The sequence below is a fragment of the Zunongwangia sp. genome, from assembly GCF_048269745.1.
Classification (GTDB): Bacteria; Bacteroidota; Bacteroidia; order Flavobacteriales; family Flavobacteriaceae; genus Zunongwangia.
Window position 1 is genome coordinate 218,452 of record NZ_JBLXIB010000003.1, and the last position, 22,664, is coordinate 241,115.

20 protein-coding genes are annotated in these 22,664 nt (G+C 32.8%); 7 read left to right on the top strand and 13 right to left on the bottom strand.

The features are described 5' to 3' along the window. Positions 1 to 28 precede the first annotated feature (28 nt). Positions 29 to 1,138, top strand: a complete 1,110-nt coding sequence (locus ACN0WI_RS05795; RefSeq protein ID WP_417885702.1) for a porin — start codon at positions 29 to 31, stop codon at positions 1,136 to 1,138. A 240-nt stretch (positions 1,139 to 1,378) separates the two neighbouring features. Here the strand turns inward: ACN0WI_RS05795 and ACN0WI_RS05800 are convergent, their stop codons facing one another. Both ACN0WI_RS05800 and ACN0WI_RS05805 read right to left on the bottom strand, forming a co-directional pair. After that, positions 1,379 to 2,833, bottom strand: a complete 1,455-nt coding sequence (locus tag ACN0WI_RS05800) for a hypothetical protein (protein WP_417885703.1) — start codon at positions 2,831 to 2,833, stop codon at positions 1,379 to 1,381. Positions 2,834 to 2,929: 96 nt separating this feature from the next. Further along, entirely contained in the window at positions 2,930 to 3,124 is a 195-nt protein-coding gene (locus tag ACN0WI_RS05805; RefSeq protein ID WP_417885704.1) for a DUF1328 domain-containing protein, read from the bottom strand. Between the two features lie 171 nt (positions 3,125 to 3,295). On the opposite strand from ACN0WI_RS05805, the gene ACN0WI_RS05810 reads away from it, so the two are divergent. Then, positions 3,296 to 4,192 (top strand): class I SAM-dependent methyltransferase, encoded by an 897-nt coding sequence (locus tag ACN0WI_RS05810; RefSeq protein WP_417885705.1) that lies wholly within the window; start codon positions 3,296 to 3,298, stop codon positions 4,190 to 4,192. 35 nt (positions 4,193 to 4,227) lie between these two features. Here ACN0WI_RS05810 and ACN0WI_RS05815 read toward each other — a convergent pair whose 3' ends face one another. Beyond that, complete coding sequence (locus tag ACN0WI_RS05815; RefSeq protein ID WP_417885706.1) at positions 4,228 to 4,677, bottom strand: Lrp/AsnC family transcriptional regulator; 450 nt, start codon at positions 4,675 to 4,677, stop codon at positions 4,228 to 4,230. A gap of 125 nt (positions 4,678 to 4,802) precedes the next feature. Here ACN0WI_RS05815 and ACN0WI_RS05820 point away from each other — a divergent pair, with 125 nt between their 5' ends. After that, positions 4,803 to 5,180, top strand: coding sequence for a hypothetical protein (locus ACN0WI_RS05820; RefSeq protein ID WP_417885707.1), 378 nt, complete (start codon positions 4,803 to 4,805; stop codon positions 5,178 to 5,180). 2 nt (positions 5,181 to 5,182) lie between these two features. Here ACN0WI_RS05820 and ACN0WI_RS05825 read toward each other — a convergent pair whose 3' ends face one another. Then, positions 5,183 to 5,803, bottom strand: coding sequence for a MarC family protein (locus ACN0WI_RS05825; protein WP_417885708.1), 621 nt, complete (start codon positions 5,801 to 5,803; stop codon positions 5,183 to 5,185). A 171-nt stretch (positions 5,804 to 5,974) separates the two neighbouring features. Then, positions 5,975 to 9,421: a methylmalonyl-CoA mutase family protein gene (locus ACN0WI_RS05830; protein ID WP_417885709.1), complete on the bottom strand. Its 3,447-nt coding sequence runs from the start codon at positions 9,419 to 9,421 to the stop codon at positions 5,975 to 5,977. A gap of 170 nt (positions 9,422 to 9,591) precedes the next feature. Here ACN0WI_RS05830 and purU point away from each other — a divergent pair, with 170 nt between their 5' ends. Further along, complete coding sequence (gene purU, locus ACN0WI_RS05835; RefSeq protein WP_417885710.1) at positions 9,592 to 10,440, top strand: formyltetrahydrofolate deformylase; 849 nt, start codon at positions 9,592 to 9,594, stop codon at positions 10,438 to 10,440. A gap of 49 nt (positions 10,441 to 10,489) precedes the next feature. Here purU and ACN0WI_RS05840 read toward each other — a convergent pair whose 3' ends face one another. Then, a complete protein-coding gene (locus tag ACN0WI_RS05840) occupies positions 10,490 to 11,980 on the bottom strand; it encodes a catalase (RefSeq protein WP_417885711.1) in 1,491 nt (496 codons plus the stop codon). 131 nt (positions 11,981 to 12,111) lie between these two features. On the opposite strand from ACN0WI_RS05840, the gene ACN0WI_RS05845 reads away from it, so the two are divergent. Together ACN0WI_RS05845 and ACN0WI_RS05850 are read left to right on the top strand one after the other, a co-directional pair. After that, positions 12,112 to 12,816: a DUF4197 domain-containing protein gene (locus ACN0WI_RS05845; protein ID WP_417885712.1), complete on the top strand. Its 705-nt coding sequence runs from the start codon at positions 12,112 to 12,114 to the stop codon at positions 12,814 to 12,816. Between the two features lie 131 nt (positions 12,817 to 12,947). Then, a complete protein-coding gene (locus ACN0WI_RS05850; protein WP_417885713.1) occupies positions 12,948 to 13,148 on the top strand; it encodes a Lacal_2735 family protein in 201 nt (66 codons plus the stop codon). Here ACN0WI_RS05850 and ACN0WI_RS05855 read toward each other — a convergent pair. The 6 genes from ACN0WI_RS05855 to ACN0WI_RS05880 all read right to left on the bottom strand — a co-directional run bounded on the left by ACN0WI_RS05855 (position 13,109) and on the right by ACN0WI_RS05880 (position 20,256). Then, complete coding sequence (locus ACN0WI_RS05855; protein WP_417885714.1) at positions 13,109 to 13,897, bottom strand: ABC transporter substrate-binding protein; 789 nt, start codon at positions 13,895 to 13,897, stop codon at positions 13,109 to 13,111. The two genes, ACN0WI_RS05850 and ACN0WI_RS05855, sit on opposite strands and share 40 nt — an antisense overlap. Before the next feature lie 4 nt (positions 13,898 to 13,901). Beyond that, positions 13,902 to 14,723, bottom strand: a complete 822-nt coding sequence (gene pyrF, locus ACN0WI_RS05860) for an orotidine-5'-phosphate decarboxylase (RefSeq protein WP_417885715.1) — start codon at positions 14,721 to 14,723, stop codon at positions 13,902 to 13,904. 77 nt (positions 14,724 to 14,800) lie between these two features. Then, positions 14,801 to 15,877, bottom strand: a complete 1,077-nt coding sequence (prfA, locus tag ACN0WI_RS05865; protein WP_417885716.1) for a peptide chain release factor 1 — start codon at positions 15,875 to 15,877, stop codon at positions 14,801 to 14,803. A 135-nt stretch (positions 15,878 to 16,012) separates the two neighbouring features. Next, positions 16,013 to 16,585, bottom strand: coding sequence for a hypothetical protein (locus ACN0WI_RS05870; RefSeq protein ID WP_417885717.1), 573 nt, complete (start codon positions 16,583 to 16,585; stop codon positions 16,013 to 16,015). Positions 16,586 to 16,782: 197 nt separating this feature from the next. Next, positions 16,783 to 17,964 carry an AIR synthase related protein gene (locus ACN0WI_RS05875; protein ID WP_417885718.1) on the bottom strand — a complete coding sequence of 394 codons (1,182 nt, stop codon included), beginning with the start codon at positions 17,962 to 17,964 and terminating at the stop codon, positions 16,783 to 16,785. Positions 17,965 to 18,069: 105 nt separating this feature from the next. Further along, positions 18,070 to 20,256: a glutamine synthetase III gene (locus ACN0WI_RS05880; protein ID WP_417885719.1), complete on the bottom strand. Its 2,187-nt coding sequence runs from the start codon at positions 20,254 to 20,256 to the stop codon at positions 18,070 to 18,072. Between the two features lie 221 nt (positions 20,257 to 20,477). On the opposite strand from ACN0WI_RS05880, the gene ACN0WI_RS05885 reads away from it, so the two are divergent. After that, on the top strand, positions 20,478 to 21,488 hold the full coding sequence (locus ACN0WI_RS05885; protein ID WP_417885720.1) for a glutamine synthetase beta-grasp domain-containing protein: 1,011 nt from the start codon (positions 20,478 to 20,480) through the stop codon (positions 21,486 to 21,488). 158 nt (positions 21,489 to 21,646) lie between these two features. Here the strand turns inward: ACN0WI_RS05885 and ACN0WI_RS05890 are convergent, their stop codons facing one another. Continuing rightward, positions 21,647 to 22,594: a calcium/sodium antiporter gene (locus ACN0WI_RS05890; RefSeq protein ID WP_417885721.1), complete on the bottom strand. Its 948-nt coding sequence runs from the start codon at positions 22,592 to 22,594 to the stop codon at positions 21,647 to 21,649. Between the last annotated feature and the right edge of the window lie 70 nt (positions 22,595 to 22,664).

Here is a 22,664-nt window from a genome sequence, read left to right on the forward strand (position 1 = left end):
TTGTCAAACAAACTAAATACTCACAAACATGATAAAATTTACTTTTACAAATATCCGAATTTTAATAGTCTTTTCAGCTATTTGTCTTTTAAATTTCTCAGCAATAGCGCAAGAAGAAGAAAGCAATAATAGTATTCTTTCCAATGTAAAAGTATCGGGATCAGTAGATGCTTATTTTAGAGCTAATTTTAATGGCTTGAATAAAACAGAATATGATGAAAATGGAAATCCACAATTTATGGCAGCAGCACCGGCTTCTTCATTTGCTAATGATCCTGGATTTGCAATTGGAATGGCAAATGTTATTCTAAATTATGAAAATGAAAAAATGGGATTTGTGGCCGATTTAGTTTTTGGTCCTCGTGGTGAAGATGCTGTATTTGCTTCCTCTGCTCCTTCAAATATTGTAAACCAATTATATGTTTTCTATAATGTGAGCGAAAATGTACGTTTAACGTTAGGTAATTTTAATACCTTCTTAGGTTATGAAGTAATCTCTCCGGCTGCTAATTTTCATTATTCCACTTCTTATATGTTCTCTTATGGTCCTTTTTCTCATACGGGTATAAAAGCTGATTTCACAATAGATGAAAACTGGAGTGCTATGTTAGGTATAATGAATCCTACAGATTATACTGAATACAATCCTTTTGGAAAGTATAGTTTTGGCGGACAACTTGGTTATAGCAACGATGCAGGAAGCGCTTATTTAAATTTACTTTACGGAGAACAGTCTTACGATAGTGATGAAGCTCTATTCCAAATAGATTTAACTACCGGATGGAATCTTACAGATGCATTTTATTTAGGGTTTAACGGAACCTACCAAACTACAGATGGAGTAGGATTTTATGGAGCTGCATTATATCCAGAATTTCAAACTTCAGAAAATTTTGCAATTGGTTTACGTGCAGAATATTTTAAAGAATTAGAAGATGGTGGTCTTGTTTATGGAGCCGATGCATCTACTGTAGATTTTACACTAACAGGAAGTTATACAGTAGGTAATTTAATTATTAAACCAGAATTACGATTAGATAGTGTAGATCAAGATGATCCAGGTCCATTTTTAGATTCGGATTTAAAACCACAGGACAACCTATCATCTTTTGTTTTGGCAGCTATCTATTCATTCTAAAAAATATGAAGCATCAAAAAATGAGCTATTTATAGAGTACACAATTAACTAACCAAAAATGCATCAAATTAATTAATTCTAGTTTCGTTATAGTTTATTAATGATGCACCTGTCCCAAAACTCTGCTCTGCCGATTTCTTTACCCAAATTGTTCTCCGGCAGAGTAGTAGGACAGGATTTTATTATAAATCGATTAGCATAAGAATTAACTTAAAAAGAAATTTTAATAAGTCAAAATAGTTATTCTTCATCTACTTTTTCTTCTTCAGAAATATTCAAAATACTGTATTTAGGCTCTCCACCATATTTTTTTATAAGTTGATTAAATTCATTGCCCATCTGTAAATCTAAAATTCCTTCTACCTTATACAATTCATGAAAATCAGAAAATCCTGTTTTTAACAAATCTTCCATATATAATAATGCTGTTTGATAATCCCCATCGTGACCAGCTAACTTTATAATTTCAAAATAAGGCTCAGGATCTTTAGGTTTGACTAATGTTCTTATTATTGATGTAAATATTTTATTATCAATTGTGAAATTTGAATTTTTAATATCTAAAAATTTAGTTTTGCTTAGTGCATCTAAATAATCTAATAACCGATACGCCATATTTGCTTGAACCTGATCTGTAGAATCCTTTTTAGTTTCTAACTCGTTAACTTGTGAAGCCCACCAAGATATATTGTCAAAATTCGCTTCCAAAACATCCATTTCTAAAAAACTTAAAAAATCATTTTTCTTAAATTCTTCTTCTTCTGAAACATTGTAATAAGATCTACGCTGTTTACGTACTCCTTTATTTTTTCGTAATTCTCTTTTTAATTGCTTAAGCTTATCTTTAAAACGATCGTTATAATGCTCATACTTTGCTTCCATATTTTGGAACTGTTCCCAAGCAAGATAATAGGCTTTTTCATTTTTTAATTGATGAACTGCTTTCACATCGGATTTAAAAAAAGTATCCAATAAAATAGTATCCTTCTTACGCATATTTGCCTGCATAGCAGCCATTGTTAAAGTACTAGTTGCATTGTATAGGCTAGTAAGATCTGGCCATGCATTTGGTCCTCCATTAAATAGTGTTATTGATGAGACTTTATCTTTATCTTCATAAAATTCAGCTACATCTCCAACCAAATCACGTTCGTAATCTCGACTTCCTACAACAGCACTAAATCCAATAAAGCTTTCGGTTAATTTAGTTTTTGAATTTATCCAAGCTCGATTAATAGGTAAAATACCCGCTATCGGAAAATTCAATTGTGTTAAAAAAATAGCAGAAATTGCTCCTTTTCCTTTTCCTGCAATAAATACTTGTTTTGGATCTATATTTATAGTAGTTAAAACACTATTTACAAAACGAATATTTTGTAAAACATTTTTCTCTACGTTATCTGTTTTAAGTGGGGTATTGGTTGCTGCAATTACATAATTCTGTTCTTCAGCAATTTTTTTTAAATATGATACTACTTCTCGTCCTTTTCCTTTTTCATTTAATACAATCAAAATCCCTGGAGGATTCTCTACAGAATATTTTGTAGGCAAATAAACAGCATAAGTTTCTTGTAGCGAATCGTTAACAATAGCAAGCCCATCGGTTATCGCTCCTTTCTTTAAATAATACTGTTGCTGAGCAAGAGTATTCATAAAAAAGAATAAGGAAATTACAACTATTAATTTTCTACACATAATTAATGATTTACATAAAGATAAGCTACATTGTAAATATAAAAAAGCTTTCATCGTGCCGGATGAAAGCTTTAATAAATTAAAACAAACAATATATTATTTTCTCTTTACTCTTTCGAGCTTTAACCGATTATCAGAAAACAAAAACCGCGCCAAGATCACTATAACAAGTGCATCTAAAGCTAATAAAAATAGTATTCTAATAAATGCTACCCCATCAAAACGCCACCCTGAAAAACCTATAATTCCGGTTATTGCTGCTATTACTAGAAATGTTATTATTTTTTTCATATTCATTTTATTTTTTAACAAAAATAATTAATAATAAAACTACATATTATTAAATAAATAAGAATTCACCTAAGTTTAACTAATATATTACATAAGCAATTATTATGAATTTATAATTAGCACTATTCTTTAAATAATTACATTGCACTCCCAATTACAAAAACGTTTATTTTGAGTAAAAAAGGGCATTCAAACAACTATTTTGGATCGTATAGAGATTTTTGGTGGAATCAGGAATTTTTAGAACTTACCGCTAATCGATTAGAACTCTCCAAATATTGTAATATGCTGGATGTAGGCTGTGGTCAAGGCCATTGGACACGCATTCTATCCCCTTTTTTGGCTCCAGAATCATCAGTCACGGCTATTGATAACGACGTAAACTGGTTTAAAAATAATAATGAATTAGAAAATTACTTCAATTTATCTAAAATCGATTTCAAGCTTGCTAAAGGGGATGCTGAAAATATTCCTTTTGAAGATGAAACTTTTGATTTTGTTACTTGCCAAACAGTTCTTATTCATTTAAAAAATCCTAAAAAAGCACTAAAAGAAATGATTCGTGTGCTTAAAAAAGATGGATTATTGTTATGTGTAGAGCCTAATAATATTGTGCAGACCTTAACAAAAGATTCAATGTCTACCAATGAAAGTATTGATGAACGGCTAGACCATATAAAATACCGGCTTATTATTGAAAAAGGTAAAAAAGAATTAGGCGAAGGCGATAATTCTTTAGGAGATTTATTGCCGGGATGGTTTGCACAAGAAAGTTTACAGGATATTCAAGTTCGTTTATCAGACAAAGCTATTGCTATGTATCCTCCTTATAGCACTAATGAGCAAATTGCAACTTTAAAACAATGGATGAAAGGTAGTGCATGGAAATCTGAAACTCGAAAAGACATCGATTATTTTAATGCTGCTGGTGAAGAGTTTATGCGTTTCTATTTTGAATATCAAGAAAAATACGAAACCCGATCTGACCATATTATGGGTGCAGTACAACGAGAGCAATATCATGCTGCAGGTGGATCGCTTTTATATTTAGTAAGTGGTATTAAGTAAATATTTACTAAAATAATTTAATTCAAAATTTTAGATTACCGATTGGCAATTGGTTTCTTTACCGGAGCTTTGTCTACCGCATTAGACAGTATAATATGTGTTTTAGTTTCTCCATAAGTAATTAACTTATCAATAAAAACTTCCAAATGGTTTTGATCTCGTAAAACAACTTCCATAATAATGTTCTCATTACCGGTAATTCTGTAACAATTTATAATTTCTTCAAGTTCTTTAACCTTTTCCAGAAAAGGCTTTAAACGCCCCATAAAGGCGCTAAGAGTTATAATTGCTTTTAAATAATAGCCTGCTTTTTGATATGATATGTCAGTTTTATATCCTTTTATAATTCCAGCGTCTTCCATTTTCTTTACACGCTCTGCTACCGCAGGAGAACTTAAGCCTACTCTACGCCCAATTTCAGAAAAAGACAGCCTTGCATTCTCCTGAAGACAATCCAGAATAGCCCAATTTAAAGAATCTATCATTTAATTTTTAAATAAAAATAAGCATTTTTACTTAATTTTTAAAGCAAAAATTTAATTTAGCATTAAATTTAAAATACAAATTTCTGGTTTAATAGGTAATTTTAGAAAACAAATGTTAGTATAAAATGAACGCTACTCAGTTGCCTGTTTATCAAAAAGCGATCGAAATCTTTCAAATTTCAAGAGCAATTTCTTCTTATTTTTCTGATGATAAGCACATCATCGAAATGGAAACTTCCCAAATTGAATCTGATAAATATGCAGGTAAAATAGTAATGGATTCTTTACAATTAGCTCCTAGTATTGCTAGTGCTATATCAGCTAGAAATAAAAAGCTACGAAGAAAGAGAATCGAAAAGACTAAAAAAGTAGTAGCACGATTACAGTCAACTTGTAAACGATTAGAATTACATCATTTAAAAGGTTCTGAATTTCTCGAATTACTTCGAAAAGAAATATATCTTTTTGAACGACTTATTAACGATTTACCACCTAAAGACTAATATTAAATTTCTTCAAAAAAAGCTATTTTAATACCTTGTATTAGCATATTTGTACCAATAATCGCAATTATTAAACCCATAATTTTTTCTACCACAACTATTTTATTTTGACCAATAAAACGAACTAAATAATCGCTCGAAATAAAAGCTAAATAATTAAGATACATAATTAAACCGAACATTACCAATATTACTAATAATTGTAGATAATCGGCGTTGGTTGTGTAGTTCATTGCGGTAACAATAGAACCAGGTCCAGCAAGAATTGGAATTGCTAATGGAGAAGTAGAAATCCCTTCATTAAAGTTTATTTCGCTCTGGTTATCAATACTAGATTCTTGTGCTCTAATCATTTCAAAGCCTACAAAGAAAATAAGAATTCCTCCTGTAATTTTAAAAGCGGGAATTGTCAGGCCAAAAAGACTAAAAATATATTTCCCCAAAATCACAAAACCTGATACAATTATAAATGCAGTAATTGTGGCTTTTTTTGAAATATTTCTACGTGTTTTCTTATCAGCTTGTTTAGTTAAGCTAATAAATACGGGTAAATTCCCTATAGGACTATTAATTGCAAAAAAACCAGTAAAAACGGCTATTGCAAATAACCATACATTTTCCATAAACGTGAAATTAAATCGCTTAATTTTAAAAAATAGGCGTTAAAAAGCGCGCAAATGTAGAACGGATTTATCAATTCACAAACAAAAAAATCGTCTTTTTTTATAAATTAAAAAAAGACGATTTAGAAACTAAAAACAACTCATTTTCAGTATGTTATTTTTTATTAAAAACTACATATTTCTGCGATATTGCCCACCAACTTCAAACATTGCGTTAGTGATTTGGCCAAGACTACATACCTTTGTTGCTTCCATTAATACCTTAAAAATATTCTCGTTTTGAACTGCCGCTCTCTTTATTGCTTCCAAAGCTTCTTCAGCTTTTGTTTCTTTAGCTTTTTGCAAAGTTTCTAAAGTCTTAATCTGGTTTTGCTTTTCCTCTTCGGTCGCTCTAATTACCTCTCCCGGTGTTACTGTTGGTGAACCTGTAGAACTAAGGAAGGTATTCACACCAATAATTGGATAATCGCCATTATGCTTCAGCGTTTCGTAATACAAACTTTCTTCCTGAATTTGCCCACGCTGGTACATAGTTTCCATTGCTCCCAAAACACCTCCTCTTTCGGTGATGCGATCAAATTCTGCATAAACGGCTTCTTCTACTAAATCAGTTAATTCTTCGATAATAAATGAGCCCTGAATAGGATTTTCATTTTTAGCTAAGCCTAATTCTTTATTAATAATCAGCTGAATTGCCATTGCACGTCGAACTGAAGCTTCGGTTGGCGTAGTGATTGCTTCATCGTAAGCATTGGTGTGTAACGAATTACAGTTATCATAAATAGCATAAAGTGCCTGAAGCGTTGTCCTGATATCATTAAAATCAATTTCCTGCGCATGTAAAGATCGTCCTGAAGTCTGGATATGATACTTCAGCATTTGTGCTCTTGGATTGGCTTCGTATTTATATTTTAAGGCTTTAGACCAGATTTTTCTCGCCACACGGCCAATCACTGCATATTCAGGATCTACACCGTTACTGAAGAAAAACGATAAATTAGGCCCAAATTTATTGATATCCATTCCACGGCTTAAATAGTATTCTACATAGGTAAAACCATTGGCCAGCGTAAAGGCTAACTGTGTAATTGGATTCGCTCCGGCTTCAGCAATATGATATCCTGAAATTGAAACCGAATAAAAATTCCTTACCTTCTCTTTGATAAAATATTCCTGAACATCACCCATCAATCGCAGTGCATATTCCGTAGAGAAAATACAGGTATTTTGCGCCTGGTCTTCTTTTAAAATATCAGCCTGCACCGTTCCACGAACCGATGCCAGAGTATTTATTTTTATTTCCTGATAAATTTCTTTCGGAAGCACTTGGTCACCAGCTAATCCCAGTAACATCAAACCTAAACCATCATTTCCTTCAGGAAGCTCTCCCTTGTAACTTGGTCGCTCGATATTATTATCGTCGTAAAGTTCTTTTAATTTTGTTTCAACTTGAGCTTCTAGACCGTTCTCTTTTATATATTTCTCACATTGCTGATCGATAGCGGCATTCATAAAAAATCCGAGCAACATCGGCGCCGGGCCATTAATCGTCATACTTACTGATGTATATGGATGCGCTAAATCGAAGCCGGAATATAATTTCTTAGCATCATCTAAACAGCAAATGGAAACCCCGGCATTCCCGATCTTCCCATAAATATCAGGGCGATGATCTGGATCATTCCCATAAAGGGTAACCGAATCGAAAGCGGTAGACAAACGCTTTGCCGGCAAACCTAAACTTACATAATGAAATCTTCTATTGGTTCGCTCTGGCCCACCTTCCCCAGCAAACATTCTTGTTGGATCTTCTCCCTGTCGTTTAAAAGGGTACAATCCTGATGTATATGGAAATTCGCCCGGTACATTTTCCTGTAGGCTCCATTTTAAGATATCACCCCAAGCCGAGTATTTTGGTAAAGCGATCTTTGGAATTTGCGTATGCGAAAGCGACTCGGTATGGGTTTCAATTTTAATCTCTTTGTCTCGAACCTTAAACGAATAAATAGGCTCACTATATTTATTAACTTTCTCCTGCCATCCCAGAATAATTTCCCAGTTGTAAGGATCAAGATCCATTTTCACACGATCAAATTCTTTAAACAGCAATCCTAAAAATTCATGATTTTCGGTTTGAATATCGTCTAAGAATTCTTCCTGTACCAATCCGTTTTTATCAAAATGCGCACTATATTTTTCTTCGGAAATATTCGCAACACTTAATATCGTTTTATAAATACCGAAGAGTTTTTGTGCGATATCAGCCTGTTTAATTGCTGCTTCGTTATACGAGCGATTATTATCTGCAATTTCAGAAAGATAACGAGTTCGTTTTGGCGGAATCACAAAGATCTTCTCACTCATTTCGCGAGTCACTTCAAAAGTAGATTCTAATTTCGAAGCTGTTTTCTCATCGATCTTATCCATAATCTTACGGTACAACGTATTCATACCGGGATCATTAAATTGTGACGCGATTGTACCAAACACCGGAAGTTTTTTAGCATCTTCATGCCATAACTGGTGATTTCGCTGGTATTGCTTTTTCACATCACGTAAGGCATCCTGAGCGCCTCGTTTATCGAACTTATTGATCGCTACCAAATCGGCAAAATCTAACATATCAATCTTTTCAAGTTGAGTTGCCGCACCAAATTCTGGCGTCATCACATATAAAGAAACATCGGAATGATCAATAATTTCAGTATCAGATTGTCCAATCCCAGAAGTTTCTAAAACGATAAGGTCGTATTCGGCTTTTTTCAACACCTCAACCGCTTCCTGAACATATTTCGATAATGCAAGGTTACTTTGTCGTGTTGCTAGCGAGCGCATATAAACACGAGGATGATTTATCGCATTCATTCTTATACGATCACCCAGCAAAGCGCCACCGGTTTTCTTTTTTGAAGGATCTACAGAAACAATTCCTATATGTTTTTCTGGAAAATCGGTTAAAAATCTACGAACCAGTTCATCCACCAAACTCGATTTTCCGGCACCACCGGTTCCTGTAATTCCCAGCACCGGGATATTTTTATCGGTTTCAGGCACAGCTTCAAAATGCATTTTAAATTCATCATGCTTATTTTCAGCAAGAGAAATTAAACGAGAAATGGTATTTGTATTTTTTGATTTTAGTTTTGCTCCAACATCCGTACTTTCTGGTAGTGAAGGTACTTCCTCATCTACAGTTTTCACCAAATCATTAATCATTCCCTGCAATCCTAATTCTCGCCCATCATCTGGCGCGTAAATTCTGGTAATCCCATACTCGTGAAGATCTTTAATTTCTTCAGGAAGTATTACTCCACCGCCTCCACCAAAAATCTTGATTTGCCCGGCATTTTTTTCCTGCAACAAATCGTACATATATTTAAAATATTCGATATGCCCTCCCTGATAACTAGTCATAGCAATCGCATGGGCATCTTCCTGTATAGCACAATTCACAACTTCTTCGACACTACGATCATGCCCAAGATGAATTACTTCTACTCCAGTTGCCTGGATAATACGACGCATAATATTTATAGCCGCATCATGCCCATCAAAAAGTGAAGCTGCGGTAACAATTCTTATTTTATGTTTAGGAATATAGGGAATTTGTTGTTTCATTTTTAAAAAAGTGAAAAAATTTACTCGCAAGTTACGAAAAATGAAATATACATCCCTTTCTAATTATAATTACACAAAAATGAAAAAGCTTTGGTTTAAATTATTAGAATCTACTAATTTAGAAGGTTAGAAATCAGGCTTCATTGCTTATCAAGATGAATTAACCAACTATGCGCCTCACTCTTTTAATAAATTGCCAAGATACAAGCGGGATTATTGCTGAAGTAACCAACTTTTTTCATAAACGTAATGGAAATATTGTCTATATCGATCAGTATGTAGACACCGAAAATGGCACTTTTTTTATGCGTCTAGAAAATGAATTTTCTTCGGAATTCGATATTGATAAGCTTAGACTTGATTTTGAAAAATCTATTGCTCAGACTTATAAAATGGATTGGAAATTATTTGCAAAAGAGCGCTTGTTGAAAATGGCAATTTTTGTTTCCAAATACGACCATTGTTTATACGATATTTTAGGACGCTATAAAGCTGGTGAATTAAATATTGAAATTCCGTTTATTATAAGTAATCATAATAATTTAGCGCCCATAGCAAAAGCATTCGATATTCCGTTTTATCATATTCCGGTAACTAAAGACACTAAAATTGAAGCTGAAGAAAAACAATTATCACTTTTAAAAGAATTTGAGATTGATTTTATTGTACTAGCACGGTATATGCAAATAATTTCTGATAAACTGATTGCCGAATACCCTAATAATATTATTAATATTCATCATTCCTTTTTACCTGCTTTTGCGGGTGCTAAACCGTATCATTCAGCGTACAAGCGAGGCGTGAAGATTATTGGAGCAACTTGTCATTATGTAACAGCCGAATTGGATGCCGGACCAATTATTGAACAAGATATTGCAAGAATCTCGCACTCTAATTCTATTCAAGATTTAATTTTAAAAGGTCGAGATTTGGAAAAAATTGTTTTTGCCCGCGGTATTAAACTTCATATTCAGCGAAAGACAATGGTATTCAATAATAAAACTATTATTTTTAATTAAAAAAGCACCCAAATTGAGTGCTTTTTAGTTTCAATAATGATTAAAATGACTATCTACTAAATTGTTCCATATTAATTTCTACACCTAATCCACTAGCTATTCGAGCACCTAATTCAGGATCCGCTCTAAACCAATGGCAAAGCTGGCGCATAATAATTTCATCTTTCTTTTCGCCTGCAATTTGGCTCATCGATCCAACAGTATTTGAAACAAGGTTCGATTTTGCTTCCTCATTCATGATTCGATATAAATTACCCGGTTGAGTGTAATGATCATCATCACCAGATTCAGTTGCATTACGATTAAACCATTCAGCTTCAGTATCGGTTACTCTAGGAGCTTTTAATTTATATTTTTCGTCAACAGTAATATCATCAAAACTATTTGGATAGTAATTTTCACTTCTGCCACCGTTGTCATCCACTCGCATAAATCCGTCTCTTTGATAGTTATTCACCATATAAGGACAGCGGTTTACTGGAATTTGCTCATAATTTGCACCTAAGCGATATCGGTGCGCATCTGGATAAGAAAGCAAACGTCCCTGTAACATTTTATCTGGAGAATAACCAATTCCATCTACTATATGTGCCGGTGCAAAGGCAGACTGCTCTATTTGCGCAAAATAATTATCGGCATTTTTATTTAACTCCATCTTTCCCACTTCAATTAACGGATAATCGTCATGTGGCCAAACTTTAGTAAGATCAAAAGGATTCCATTTATAGTCTTTCGCTTCTTCCTCTGGCATTACCTGTATTTTAAGCGTCCAGGTTGGGAAATTACCATCTTCAATATGCTCTAGCAGGTCCTGTTGGGCAAAATCTGGATTTTCACCTGCCATTTTAACTGATTCTTCATCGGTAAAATTCTTAATTCCCTGATCGGTTTTAAAATGAAATTTTACATAAAAACGCTCATCTTTATCGTTAATTAAAGAAAAAGTATGTGAGCCATAACCATTCATATGACGGAAACCATAAGGTGTACCACGATCACTCATTAAAATAAGCACCTGGTGTAAAGATTCCGGATTAAGTGACCAGTAATCCCAACGCATGGTTTGCGATTTCATATTGGTAAACGGATGGCGTTTTTGGGTATGTATAAAATCAGCAAATTTCTTAGGATCTTTAATAAAGAAAACCGGAGTATTATTTCCGACTAAATCCCAGTTACCCTCTTCTGTATAAAACTTGAGTGCAAAACCTCTTGGATCACGATCTGAATCTGCTGAACCTTTTTCACCACCAACGGTAGAGAACCTTGCTAGCATATCGGTTTTTTTACCAACTTCAGAAAATATCTTTGCCCGGGTATATTTAGTAATGTCATTTGTTACGGTGAAAGTTCCAAAAGCACCAGAACCCTTTGCGTGTACCACTCGCTCTGGAATTCGTTCTCTATTAAAGTGCGCCATACTTTCGTGAAGTACATAATCTTCTAATAGCAATGGTCCTCTTCTACCTACGCTTAATGAATCTTCTTTTTCAGCAAAAGGTCTCCCCGATGCGGTTGTTAACTTTTTTTCTTCTGACATAATTCTAGTTTTTAACTGCAATTAAAACAATATTAGCAAAATAAATCGATAAATAAAATCAATTAATTTTATTTATAAATAGATTTTAATAATAAACATAGATATAACCTCTTAAATAGTATATTTGAAATATGAAAAAAATTTTATCGTTTATCGCTTTATTGAGCCTAATGTCCTGTGCTGAACTTCAACAAATTGCAACAAATTTGCCAAATTCAGGTTATGGGGTTTCTAATAATGACATTGCTTCTGGGCTTCGGCAAGCACTTGAATTAGGAATCGACAAACAAGTAACTAAGCTTACACAAAAAGATGGTTTTTTTAAAAATGAATTAGTAAAAATCACACTACCTCCTGAACTACAAAGAGTAGATAAAACATTACGAGATGTAGGATTAGGTAATTTAGCTGATGAAGGTCTTAGGGTTTTAAATCGTGCGGCGGAAGATGCAGTGAAAGAAGCAACTCCTATTTTTATTAATGCAGTTAAAGGAATCACTTTTAACGACGCTAAAACTATTTTATTAGGACAAAATGATGCAGCTACTAAATATCTAATCCAAAATACTAAAAATCAACTTTACAATAAATTCAATCCTGTAATTACAAATTCACTTAGCGAAGTTGGTGCTGATAAAATTTGGAATAATCTTATTCAAAAATACAATAGCATACCTCTTACCAGAAAGGTAAATCCAGATTTATCTGATTATGTTACCACCCAGGCTCTCGATGGGGTTTACACGATGATTGCTGTAGAAGAAAAAGAAATTAGAACAGATTTGTCTGCTAGAACAACTAGCTTACTACAACGAGTTTTCAAACTTCAAGATTAATAAAATCTATTATTTTAACATATTACTACTATAAGATCTAAATTTTAAATCAACATTAACTGAAAGTTAATAAAAGGTATAAACATCTCACTGTATATTTGTTGTTGGATTAAAAAATAAAAAACCATGTGATGTTTAAAATTTTCAAGAAAAAATCTAAAGAAGAGTGTATGTGCCAGAAATACACCTATTTAATGCATAAAGCATATAAACTCGCGCTTATCGATAAAGAAAAGAGTGATCGTATGAATCAAAGAGCTAAAAAGATTCTTAAAGAGTTACGGAGAATGCACTATTCTGAAGTTGAAAATTGGAGTACAGACTCAAAATAGCTTACTGCTTTTAAAAGGCGACTTCCATACCAACTAAAATATTCACCATTTACAAGCACCACCTTTATCCCATTCTTCTGAAATATTGCTTTATGGTATTCTTTAAATGGATAAGGCTCAGATGATAAAAAAATCACACTAGGATTTTTTGATAAAATTTCTTCTAAACTTAGTATTGGGTATCGTTGCTTAGTAACAACATTAGTAAATTTTAATACTTGAAGTATTTCATTAATAAATGTATTTTGCCCAACGCACATATACGGGTCTTTCCAAATTAAATACAAGCATGAAATAGGCAAATTATACTTAATTTTATCCTTTAGCCGTTCAAACTCACTTGCTATTCTACTGGATATTTTTAAAGCTTTATCTTCAATGTTAAATATAAGACCATAATCTTTTATTAACTGTAATGCATCTGGAAGTGTATTGATATCTGATACATGAACAGGAGCTATAGCAGCTAAAGAAGCTACCATTTCCAAAGTATTCTCTTCTTTATTACAAAGAATAATATCTGGCTTTAATTGTTTTATTTTATATAAATGAATTTGTTTAGTTCCACCTACTATCAAAGATTTTTGCCTAATATGACTAGGATGTACACAAAATTTAGTAACTCCTACTAAACTATCTTCTAAACATAAATCAGAAATTAGTTCTGTTTGACTAGGCACTAAAGAAACGATTCGTTTAGGTTCCGAATTTAGAATTAATTTTCGGCCTAAATGATCGAAAATAATCATAAAACTATTGAAATTTTTGTAATTCTTCAGCCATTTGTTTCTGTAAAATCTCGGCTTTAGCTGCAGCTACTTCAGCAAAATTAGTATTAGTAGAAGCATAAATAATTTTACGAGAACTATTTACTAACAAACCAACATTTTTAGTCATACCGAATTTACAAACATCTTCTAGTTTTCCGCCTTGAGCCCCTACCCCTGGAACTAATAAAAAGTTTTCCGGAATAATCTCTCTAACTCCTGCTAAATATTCTGCCTTAGTTGCTCCCACAACATACATTAAATTTTCTGAGTTCTCCCATGTTTTTGAAGTCTCCAATACCTTTTTATAAATTTCTGTATCATCAGATTTTAGTACCTGAAAATCGAAAGCACCTTCATTAGAGGTTAGCGCTAATAAAATAGTATGTTTATCATCAAATTCAAGAAAAGGTTCTACAGAATCTTTTCCCATATATGGAGCCACAGTAACCGAATCGAATCCCATATCCTTTAGAAAGGTCTTCGCATACATTTTAGAAGTATTCCCTATATCTCCACGTTTTGCATCCGCAATAGTATAAATTTCAGGATATTTATCGTGCAGATACTCTATTGTTTTTTGCAAAGCTTCCCATCCTTTTAAACCACAGGCTTCGTAAAATGCAGTATTTGGTTTATAAGCCACACAATATTGATGTGTTGCATCGATTATTGCTTTATTGAAACTGAAAATAGGATCTTCTTCTGACAGTAAATAAGTCGGAATCTTTTCTAGATCTACATCTAAACCGATGCAAAGGAATGAAGATTTTTTTCTAATTTGTTCGACTAACTCCTGTGTTTTCATTTTTTACGAATTGTGAAGCGTTTATATAAAACATAACCCAACTTTTGGGTTGGGTTATAATCATTTACTTTATTATTTTAAAAAATCCCTGAATCTTCTTTCAGTTTCTCTGTATTTTCTACAAGTTGTAATTCATCAATAATTTTTTGAATATCCCCATTTACAATATTACTCAAATCGTATAAAGTAAGGTTTATTCGGTGATCGGTAACCCGACCTTGTGGATAATTGTAAGTTCTAATTTTCGCACTACGATCACCACTTGACACCATAGAGTTTCTCTTTGCAGCATCAGCTTCCATCTTCTTTGCTAACTCCATATCGTATAAACGTGAACGCAATACTCTAAACGCTTTCTCTTTGTTTTTATGCTGCGATTTTTGATCCTGACATTGCGCAACTAAACCTGTAGGTTCATGCGTCAAACGTACTGCAGAATAAGTAGTATTTACCGATTGCCCACCAGGTCCTGAAGAGCAGAAATAATCAATTCTAACATCTTTAGGATCTATCTGAACATCAAACTCTTCTGCTTCAGGCAACACCATAACAGTTGCCGCTGAAGTATGAACACGCCCTTGAGTTTCTGTTTGTGGCACCCGTTGCACGCGATGAACACCTGCTTCAAACTTCATTGTTCCATAAACATCCTCTCCGGTAACATCAAAAATAATTTCTTTAAAACCACCACTAGTACCTTCACTGAAATCTACAATATTATGCTTCCAGCCTTTGCTTTCTACATATTTTGTATACATTCTATAAAGATCTCCTGCAAAAATACTAGCCTCATCTCCACCTGTTCCAGCACGAATTTCTAATACTACATTTTTAGCATCTTCCGGATCTTTAGGAACCAACATCATTCTTATTTTCTCTTCTAATGCCGGTAATTGAGATTTAGCCTCTTCAAGTTGAAGTTTTGCCATATCTGTCATTTCTGGATCGCTACCGTCAGAAATGATTTCTTCAGCTTCTGCAATATTATCAGTAAGCTCTATATAATTTTCGCGCTCATCCATAAGCGCTTTTAAATCTTTATATTCCTTATTTAATTCGACATAACGTTTTTGATCGGCAATAATATCAGGTTGAATGATTAAATCATTAACCTCATCAAAACGTTGCTTTACAATATTTAGCTTCTCTAACATATAAAATTTCAAGAATTTGAGTACACAAATTTACAATAAATTACGCGAATATTTTCTATTTACCTAAAATGGAAATACTAATTACTACATGCTATAGTAAACACCTAAAGGATAATCACCTTAAAAGTAATTGTTTTATAATGAGTTAGGTATTTTTGCAAAAGGCGTTATTGCATACAAACATAAAAAACCAAGTCCGAATATATTAAAAAATCGGTCTATATAATAAAATTTTTCAAACCCAAGATCGTATGCTACAAAATAGGATAAATCTGAAAAAAGCATCCAAAGTATTGCATTCAAAAAATAAAAGCTTTTTCTAGACCCTTCAATACTATTATTATAAAATGCTATTGCTATTACTATATTTATTACTATAGCGTAAAAATAAAATAAAACATTTTTCAAATATGCTATAGAAAAAGAGGGCAACATTTTGTTTAACTCTATTATTAAATAACAACTTACACCTAAAACAACTAAAAGTACTATTGAATGAACAAAATTAAATTTAATATTTCTTAGTTTAGGTAAAAACCCATAACTAATTAATATAAACCCCAAGGTTCTAAATAATACTACACAATTATAATTTAATTCTGATTCATAATTTATAAAGAATATATCACAGATATTTAATGACAATAAACCTAAAGCAAAGCATTTATCAAAGCGAGGCCTTACAAAACTAAATATTGCAAAAAACAAATTTGCAAAATAAAGAGGGTAACGAGACACCTTATCTCCGAACCAATGCATTGCTAAAAAATTAACTATTATCCAAAAAAAAATAGCTATAACAATTGTATCTGCAGTTGTCTTCTGCGAAAAATACTTAAGAAAAAACAGTCGTCTTTTCAAGAGCCTTTATAAATTAAAAATAGATTAGTTGTATTTAAAATTGTTTAATGATATTGAAATTCTCCAAATTCACTTTTGATGGTTAATTGCTTTTTATCGCTCTTTGCTACTTTACCAACTATTTTTGCATCAATATTAAATGATTTAGAAATCTCGATAATCTCTTCGGCATATCTTGGATTCACATAAATTTCCATTCGATGTCCCATATTGAAAACTTGGTACATTTCTTTCCAATCAGTCTTACTTTCTTTTTGGATCAGTTTAAATAATGGAGGTACTTCAAATAAATTATCTTTTATGATATGAAGTTGATCTATAAAATGAAGAATCTTAGTTTGAGCACCGCCACTACAGTGCACCATTCCGTGAATTTCTTTATTACTGAATTTTGATAAAATCTTTTTAATTACCGGTGCATAAGTTCTTGTTGGAGATAGCACTAATTTTCCTGCATCTAATGGAGAATCTTCAACCGAATCAGTTAAATTTTTACTTCCTGAATATATTAAGTCAGCAGGAATAGAATTATCAAAACTTTCAGGATATTTTTCAGCTAATAATTTAGAAAACACGTCATGGCGGGCCGATGTTAATCCATTACTTCCCATCCCTCCGTTATATTCTTTCTCGTAGGCAGCTTGTCCAAAAGAAGCTAAGCCTACAATTACATCACCAGGCTCAATATTCTTATTGTCGATTACGTCACTTCGTTTCATTCTAGCGGTCACTGTAGAATCTACAATTATAGTTCGAACTAAATCTCCCACATCTGCAGTTTCTCCTCCTGTAGAATGAATTTCCACACCGTGTTCTTTAAGTTCACTAATTAACTCTTCAGTACCATTAATAATTCCTGAAATTACATCACCAGAAATTAAATTTTTATTTCTCCCTATTGTGGAGGAAAGAAGAATTTTATCGGTAGCTCCAACGCAAAGTAAATCGTCTATATTCATTATCAATGCATCCTGAGCAATCCCTTTCCAGATAGAAACATCTCCAGTTTCTTTCCAATACATATAAGCTAAAGAAGATTTTGTGCCAGCTCCATCAGCATGCATTATAATGCAATAGTCCTCATCTCCCGTTAAATGATCGGGTACAATTTTACAAAAGGCCTTTGGAAAAAGCCCCTTATCTACATTTTTAATAGCTTTATGTACTTCTTCTTTACCTGCTGAAACTCCTCTTTGGCTATAGCGCTTACTTACGTCCTGACTCATGTAATGGATTTAAAGGTCAAAGATAATAGTTTTAATTTTTTAACAAGGTATCTTTAAAAAAAAAGCCCTGTAACTTACAGGGCTTTTGTACAAATATGAATTTTCTTATCGTGTAAATAATAATTCTCTGTACTTTGTTAAAGGCCAAAGTTCATTATCAACTAATAATTCTAATTTATCACAGTGATATCTAATTTCTTCAAAATAAGGTTTCACTTTATCGCAATATTCAAAAGCACGCTCTTCAGCATCTTCCATTTTATTAGCAACTTTTCTAGCATTAATCATATCGCCTACTTTACTGTTTATAACAGCAATATGTCTAGATACACTTTCTATAAGCGTTAATTGCTCTGCACTATATTTTTTAAAATCTTCACCATAAATATTCTTTAAACCGTTAACATTTTTAATTAAAATATTTTGGTAACGAATGGCAGTTGGTATTACATGATTACGTGCAATATCACCTAAAACACGACCTTCAATTTGAATTCTCATCGCATACTCTTCCAATTCAATTTCATGGCGAGCTTCTAACTCAACTTTGTTCATTACCCCAAGTTCTTGGTAAAGCGTAACTGCTTTATCAGAAAGCTGAGCTTTTAAAGCTTCAGGAGTAGTTCTGTTATTACTTAAGCCTCTTTTCTCTGCTTCTTTTTCCCAAGCTTCACCATAACCATCACCTTCGAATCTGATTTTTTTACTTTGTTTGATGTAATCTCTAAGTACATTAAAAATTGCATCATCTTTCTTCATTTTCTCATCTTTTATAAGCTTATCTACTTCCGCTTTAAAAGATTTAAGTTGCTTAGCAACTATTGTGTTTAGAACCGTCATAGGATTTGCACAATTAGCCAAAGATCCTACAGCTCTAAATTCAAATTTATTACCTGTAAATGCAAATGGAGAAGTTCTATTACGATCGGTATTATCTAAAAGAATTTCAGGAATTTTACCAACTACATTTAGTTTTAAATCTGTTTTTTCTTTTGGAGATAACTTACCATCAGTTACTTTTTCTAATTCATTAAGCACCTCTGTTAATTGAGATCCTATAAATACAGAAATTATTGCTGGTGGTGCTTCGTTTGCTCCTAATCTATGATCGTTAGAAGCACTTGCTATAGATGCTCGCAATAACTCTTCATTATCGCAAACTGCTTTTATGGCATTAATAAAGAAAGTCAAAAACTGTAAATTCTTCATTGGAGTTTTACCAGGAGAAAGTAGATTAACTCCAGTATCAGTGCTTAAAGACCAGTTGTTATGTTTTCCACTACCGTTTATTCCGGCAAATGGTTTTTCATGCATAAGTACTACAAAGTGATGCTTTTCAGCGATTTTATGCATCACATCCATAATTAATGAATTATGATCTACCGCTAAATTTGCTTCTTCAAATATAGGAGCTAATTCAAATTGATTAGGAGCTACTTCGTTATGACGTGTTTTAACCGGAATTCCTAATTTCATACACTCAATTTCCAAATCGCGCATGTAAGCTAAAACTCTAGAAGGAATAGAACCGAAATAATGATCGTCTAATTGCTGACCTTTAGCAGGAGAATGTCCTAGTAAAGTTCTACCAGCTAATTTTATATCCGGCCTAGTAGCTGCTAAAGCTGAGTCTATTAAAAAATATTCTTGCTCCCAACCTAAGGTAGCATTTACTTTTGCTACATTTTTGTCAAAATATTTAGCTACATCTGTTGCTGCATTATCTACTGTTTGTAAAGCTCTTAGTAAAGGTGTTTTAAAATCTAATGCCTCTCCGGTATAAGAAACAAAAACTGTTGGAATACAAAGTGTAGTTTCCCATATAAAAGCTGGAGAAGTAGGATCCCAAGCAGTATATCCCCTAGCTTCAAATGTATTACGAATTCCACCATTTGGAAAACTAGATGCATCTGGTTCTTGTTGTACTAAAGAAGTTCCACCAAATTTTTCAATGGCAAGACCTTCTCCAATAGTTTCAAAAAAAGCATCATGTTTTTCAGCTGTAGAACCTGTTAAAGGTTGAAACCAGTGAGTATAGTGGGTTACTCCTTTGTTAATAGCCCATTCTTTCATTCCTGCTGAGATATGGTCGGCAATAGTTCGGTTAATTTTATTACCAGTTTTAACAGCATCCATTACGTTTTTATAAGCCTCTTTGGTAAGATATTGCTTCATTACCGATTCGTTAAAAACGTTACTTCCAAAAATTGAAGAGCGTCTTCCTAACTCTTCAACATTAACAGGCTTTCGATTAAATGTTTCTTCTATCGCCTTAAATCTAAGTGTTGACATTCTATTTTATTTGGTTAATAATATTAGACTAACAAACTTAAGAATTTATCAGCGCAACACCTCAAAATAATACTTTTTATATAAACCCCTAAAAAAATAGGGGTGTTTCTCTTTAAATATTTAAATTTTAAAAAATTAACCCCTTTAAAATATACATTTTTTATATAAATTTATACTTTTGTTAACGTAAGTCTTACAATTCTAAAATACTTTTTAAACTTATGAACAAATCAAAACTGGAGTATATTTGGCTAGATGGAAGTAAGCCAACTCAAAAATTACGTGGAAAAACAAAAATTGTTAGTGACTTTTCTGGCAAAGTAGAAGATTGCGAAGTTTGGTCTTTCGACGGTTCTTCTACAGGGCAGGCAGAAGGCAATTCTTCAGATTGTTTGTTGAAACCTGTATTTGTATGCCCAGATCCACAGCGTAAAAATGCATATATTGTAATGTGTGAAGTTTTAAATTCAGATAGTACTCCACACGAAACAAATGGGAGAGCTACAATTGATGATGAAGATGATGATTTCTGGTTTGGGTTTGAACAAGAATATTTCCTTATAGATACTGAAACTGGTAAACCATTAGGTTTCCCTGCAAACGGATATCCAAGACCACAAGGTCCATATTATTGTTCTGTAGGAGCTAATAATGCATATGGAAGAGCTATTGTAGAAGAGCATTTAGACGCTTGTTTAGAAGCAGGACTTAATGTAGAAGGTATTAATGGTGAGGTAGCTGCAGGACAATGGGAATACCAGATATTTGCTAAAGGAGCTGCCGCTGCTGGAGACCAAATCTGGGTGGCACGCTATTTACTAGAAAGAATCGGTGAACAATATGGAATAGCTATCGATTTACATCCAAAACCTCTAGGTGATTTAGATTGGAATGGAAGTGGTATGCATGCTAACTTCTCTAACTCTACACTTAGAAATGCTGGAAATCGTGAAACTTACGAAAAAATTTGTGAGGCATTCCGTCCAGTAGTAAAAGAACATATCGAGGTTTATGGAGCTGATAACCATATGCGATTAACCGGTAAACATGAAACAGCTTCTATACACGATTTTAGTTATGGAATATCAGACCGTGGTGCTTCAATCCGAATCCCAATTGCAACTGTAGAACGCGGTTGGAAAGGATGGTTAGAAGATAGAAGACCTTCTTCTAATGGAGATCCTTATAAAATTGCAAGCCGTATTGTTAAAACAGTAAAAGGGGCAGAATAATTAATTAGGCTAGGTTAACATAATTTTTAAGTTGAAGAAAAAGGCATTTCGATATCGAAATGCCTTTTTTAAATTAAATACTATTTATGTTTCAGTTTTAAATAAATTTTTTAAAAATATTAATTATTCTAATCTACATTATAATAGTACAATCCTAACTATTTAAAAATAGTGAAGTATAGAAACACAGCGTAAGCACCTAAAATAAAAATTCCTTTAATTCTACCCATTATCAATTTTTTAGGGAGAAAAGCTAATGGTATTAGTATGAAAGAAAAACCTAACATCCAATAAATATCTTTACTTAATACCTCCTGAGATTGCATAACTATGGGCTTAATTAAAGCTGTTAAGCCCAGAACTGAGGCGATATTAAAAATATTAGAACCAATTAAATTCCCTAAGGAAAGTGCTCTTTCTTTTTTAAGTGCTGCTATTACAGATGCTGCTAACTCAGGCACACTTGTTCCAATAGCTATCATAGTTACTGAAATTACACGTTCGCTTACACCTAGAGTACGTGCTAATGCAACAGATCCATCTACAAGCAATTGTGAACCCCAATACAAAGCGGCTCCTCCAATTATAAGCCAAATTATAATTTTAAACCAAGAAACTTTTTTTAGATTTTCATCAACTTCTTCAGTTACTACATTTTTCTCCTTTCGGCTCCGAATTACTAAAAATATTAGATATAAAATTAATCCTATAAACAGGGCAGCTCCTTCCAGACGATCAATATCTTCTCCATTCATTAAAAAGAAATACAGCGCTAATGAAAAAATCATCATTACTGGCCAATTGAATTTATAAAAATCGGAATCTATTTCTAGGTTAGAAATAACAGCTGTAGTTCCTAAAACCAAACCAATATTTGCAATATTAGATCCCATTATATTCCCTAAAGAAATATCTGAAAATCCATCTAAAGCAGCTTGCAAACTAACCAAAAGCTCGGGAGCTGAAGTAGCAAAAGAAACTACGGTTAAACCAATAACCATTTTCGATAAATTCAATTTAAAAGATAAACCTACCGAAGATCGAACTAAAAACTCTCCACCTACAACCAATAAGGTAAGTCCTATTAAGATAAAAACAATATTCATATACTTTTTTTTACGAATATACAGGAATCTTTTAAAGCAAAAACCAATCTAAAATATCCTAACAAAAAAT

Bases quoted from the DNA above. Each gene is read 5' to 3' on its own strand.
- ACN0WI_RS05830 (WP_417885709.1), bottom strand. From the start codon at position 9,421: ATGAAACAACAAATTCCCTATATTCCTAAACATAAAATAAGAATTGTT.
- ACN0WI_RS05850 (WP_417885713.1), top strand. From the start codon at position 12,948: ATGTTTAAAATTTTCAAGAAAAAATCTAAAGAAGAGTGTATGTGCCAG.
- pyrF (WP_417885715.1), bottom strand. From the start codon at position 14,723: ATGAAAACACAGGAGTTAGTCGAACAAATTAGAAAAAAATCTTCATTC.
- ACN0WI_RS05875 (WP_417885718.1), bottom strand. From the start codon at position 17,964: ATGAGTCAGGACGTAAGTAAGCGCTATAGCCAAAGAGGAGTTTCAGCA.
- ACN0WI_RS05820 (WP_417885707.1), top strand. From the start codon at position 4,803: ATGAACGCTACTCAGTTGCCTGTTTATCAAAAAGCGATCGAAATCTTT.
- ACN0WI_RS05885 (WP_417885720.1), top strand. From the start codon at position 20,478: ATGAACAAATCAAAACTGGAGTATATTTGGCTAGATGGAAGTAAGCCA.
- ACN0WI_RS05800 (WP_417885703.1), bottom strand. From the start codon at position 2,833: ATGTGTAGAAAATTAATAGTTGTAATTTCCTTATTCTTTTTTATGAAT.
- ACN0WI_RS05845 (WP_417885712.1), top strand. From the start codon at position 12,112: ATGAAAAAAATTTTATCGTTTATCGCTTTATTGAGCCTAATGTCCTGT.
- ACN0WI_RS05815 (WP_417885706.1), bottom strand. From the start codon at position 4,677: ATGATAGATTCTTTAAATTGGGCTATTCTGGATTGTCTTCAGGAGAAT.
- ACN0WI_RS05890 (WP_417885721.1), bottom strand. From the start codon at position 22,594: ATGAATATTGTTTTTATCTTAATAGGACTTACCTTATTGGTTGTAGGT.
- ACN0WI_RS05805 (WP_417885704.1), bottom strand. From the start codon at position 3,124: ATGAAAAAAATAATAACATTTCTAGTAATAGCAGCAATAACCGGAATT.
- ACN0WI_RS05795 (WP_417885702.1), top strand. From the start codon at position 29: ATGATAAAATTTACTTTTACAAATATCCGAATTTTAATAGTCTTTTCA.
- prfA (WP_417885716.1), bottom strand. From the start codon at position 15,877: ATGTTAGAGAAGCTAAATATTGTAAAGCAACGTTTTGATGAGGTTAAT.
- ACN0WI_RS05880 (WP_417885719.1), bottom strand. From the start codon at position 20,256: ATGTCAACACTTAGATTTAAGGCGATAGAAGAAACATTTAATCGAAAG.
- purU (WP_417885710.1), top strand. From the start codon at position 9,592: ATGCGCCTCACTCTTTTAATAAATTGCCAAGATACAAGCGGGATTATT.
- ACN0WI_RS05840 (WP_417885711.1), bottom strand. From the start codon at position 11,980: ATGTCAGAAGAAAAAAAGTTAACAACCGCATCGGGGAGACCTTTTGCT.
- ACN0WI_RS05855 (WP_417885714.1), bottom strand. From the start codon at position 13,897: ATGATTATTTTCGATCATTTAGGCCGAAAATTAATTCTAAATTCGGAA.
- ACN0WI_RS05825 (WP_417885708.1), bottom strand. From the start codon at position 5,803: ATGGAAAATGTATGGTTATTTGCAATAGCCGTTTTTACTGGTTTTTTT.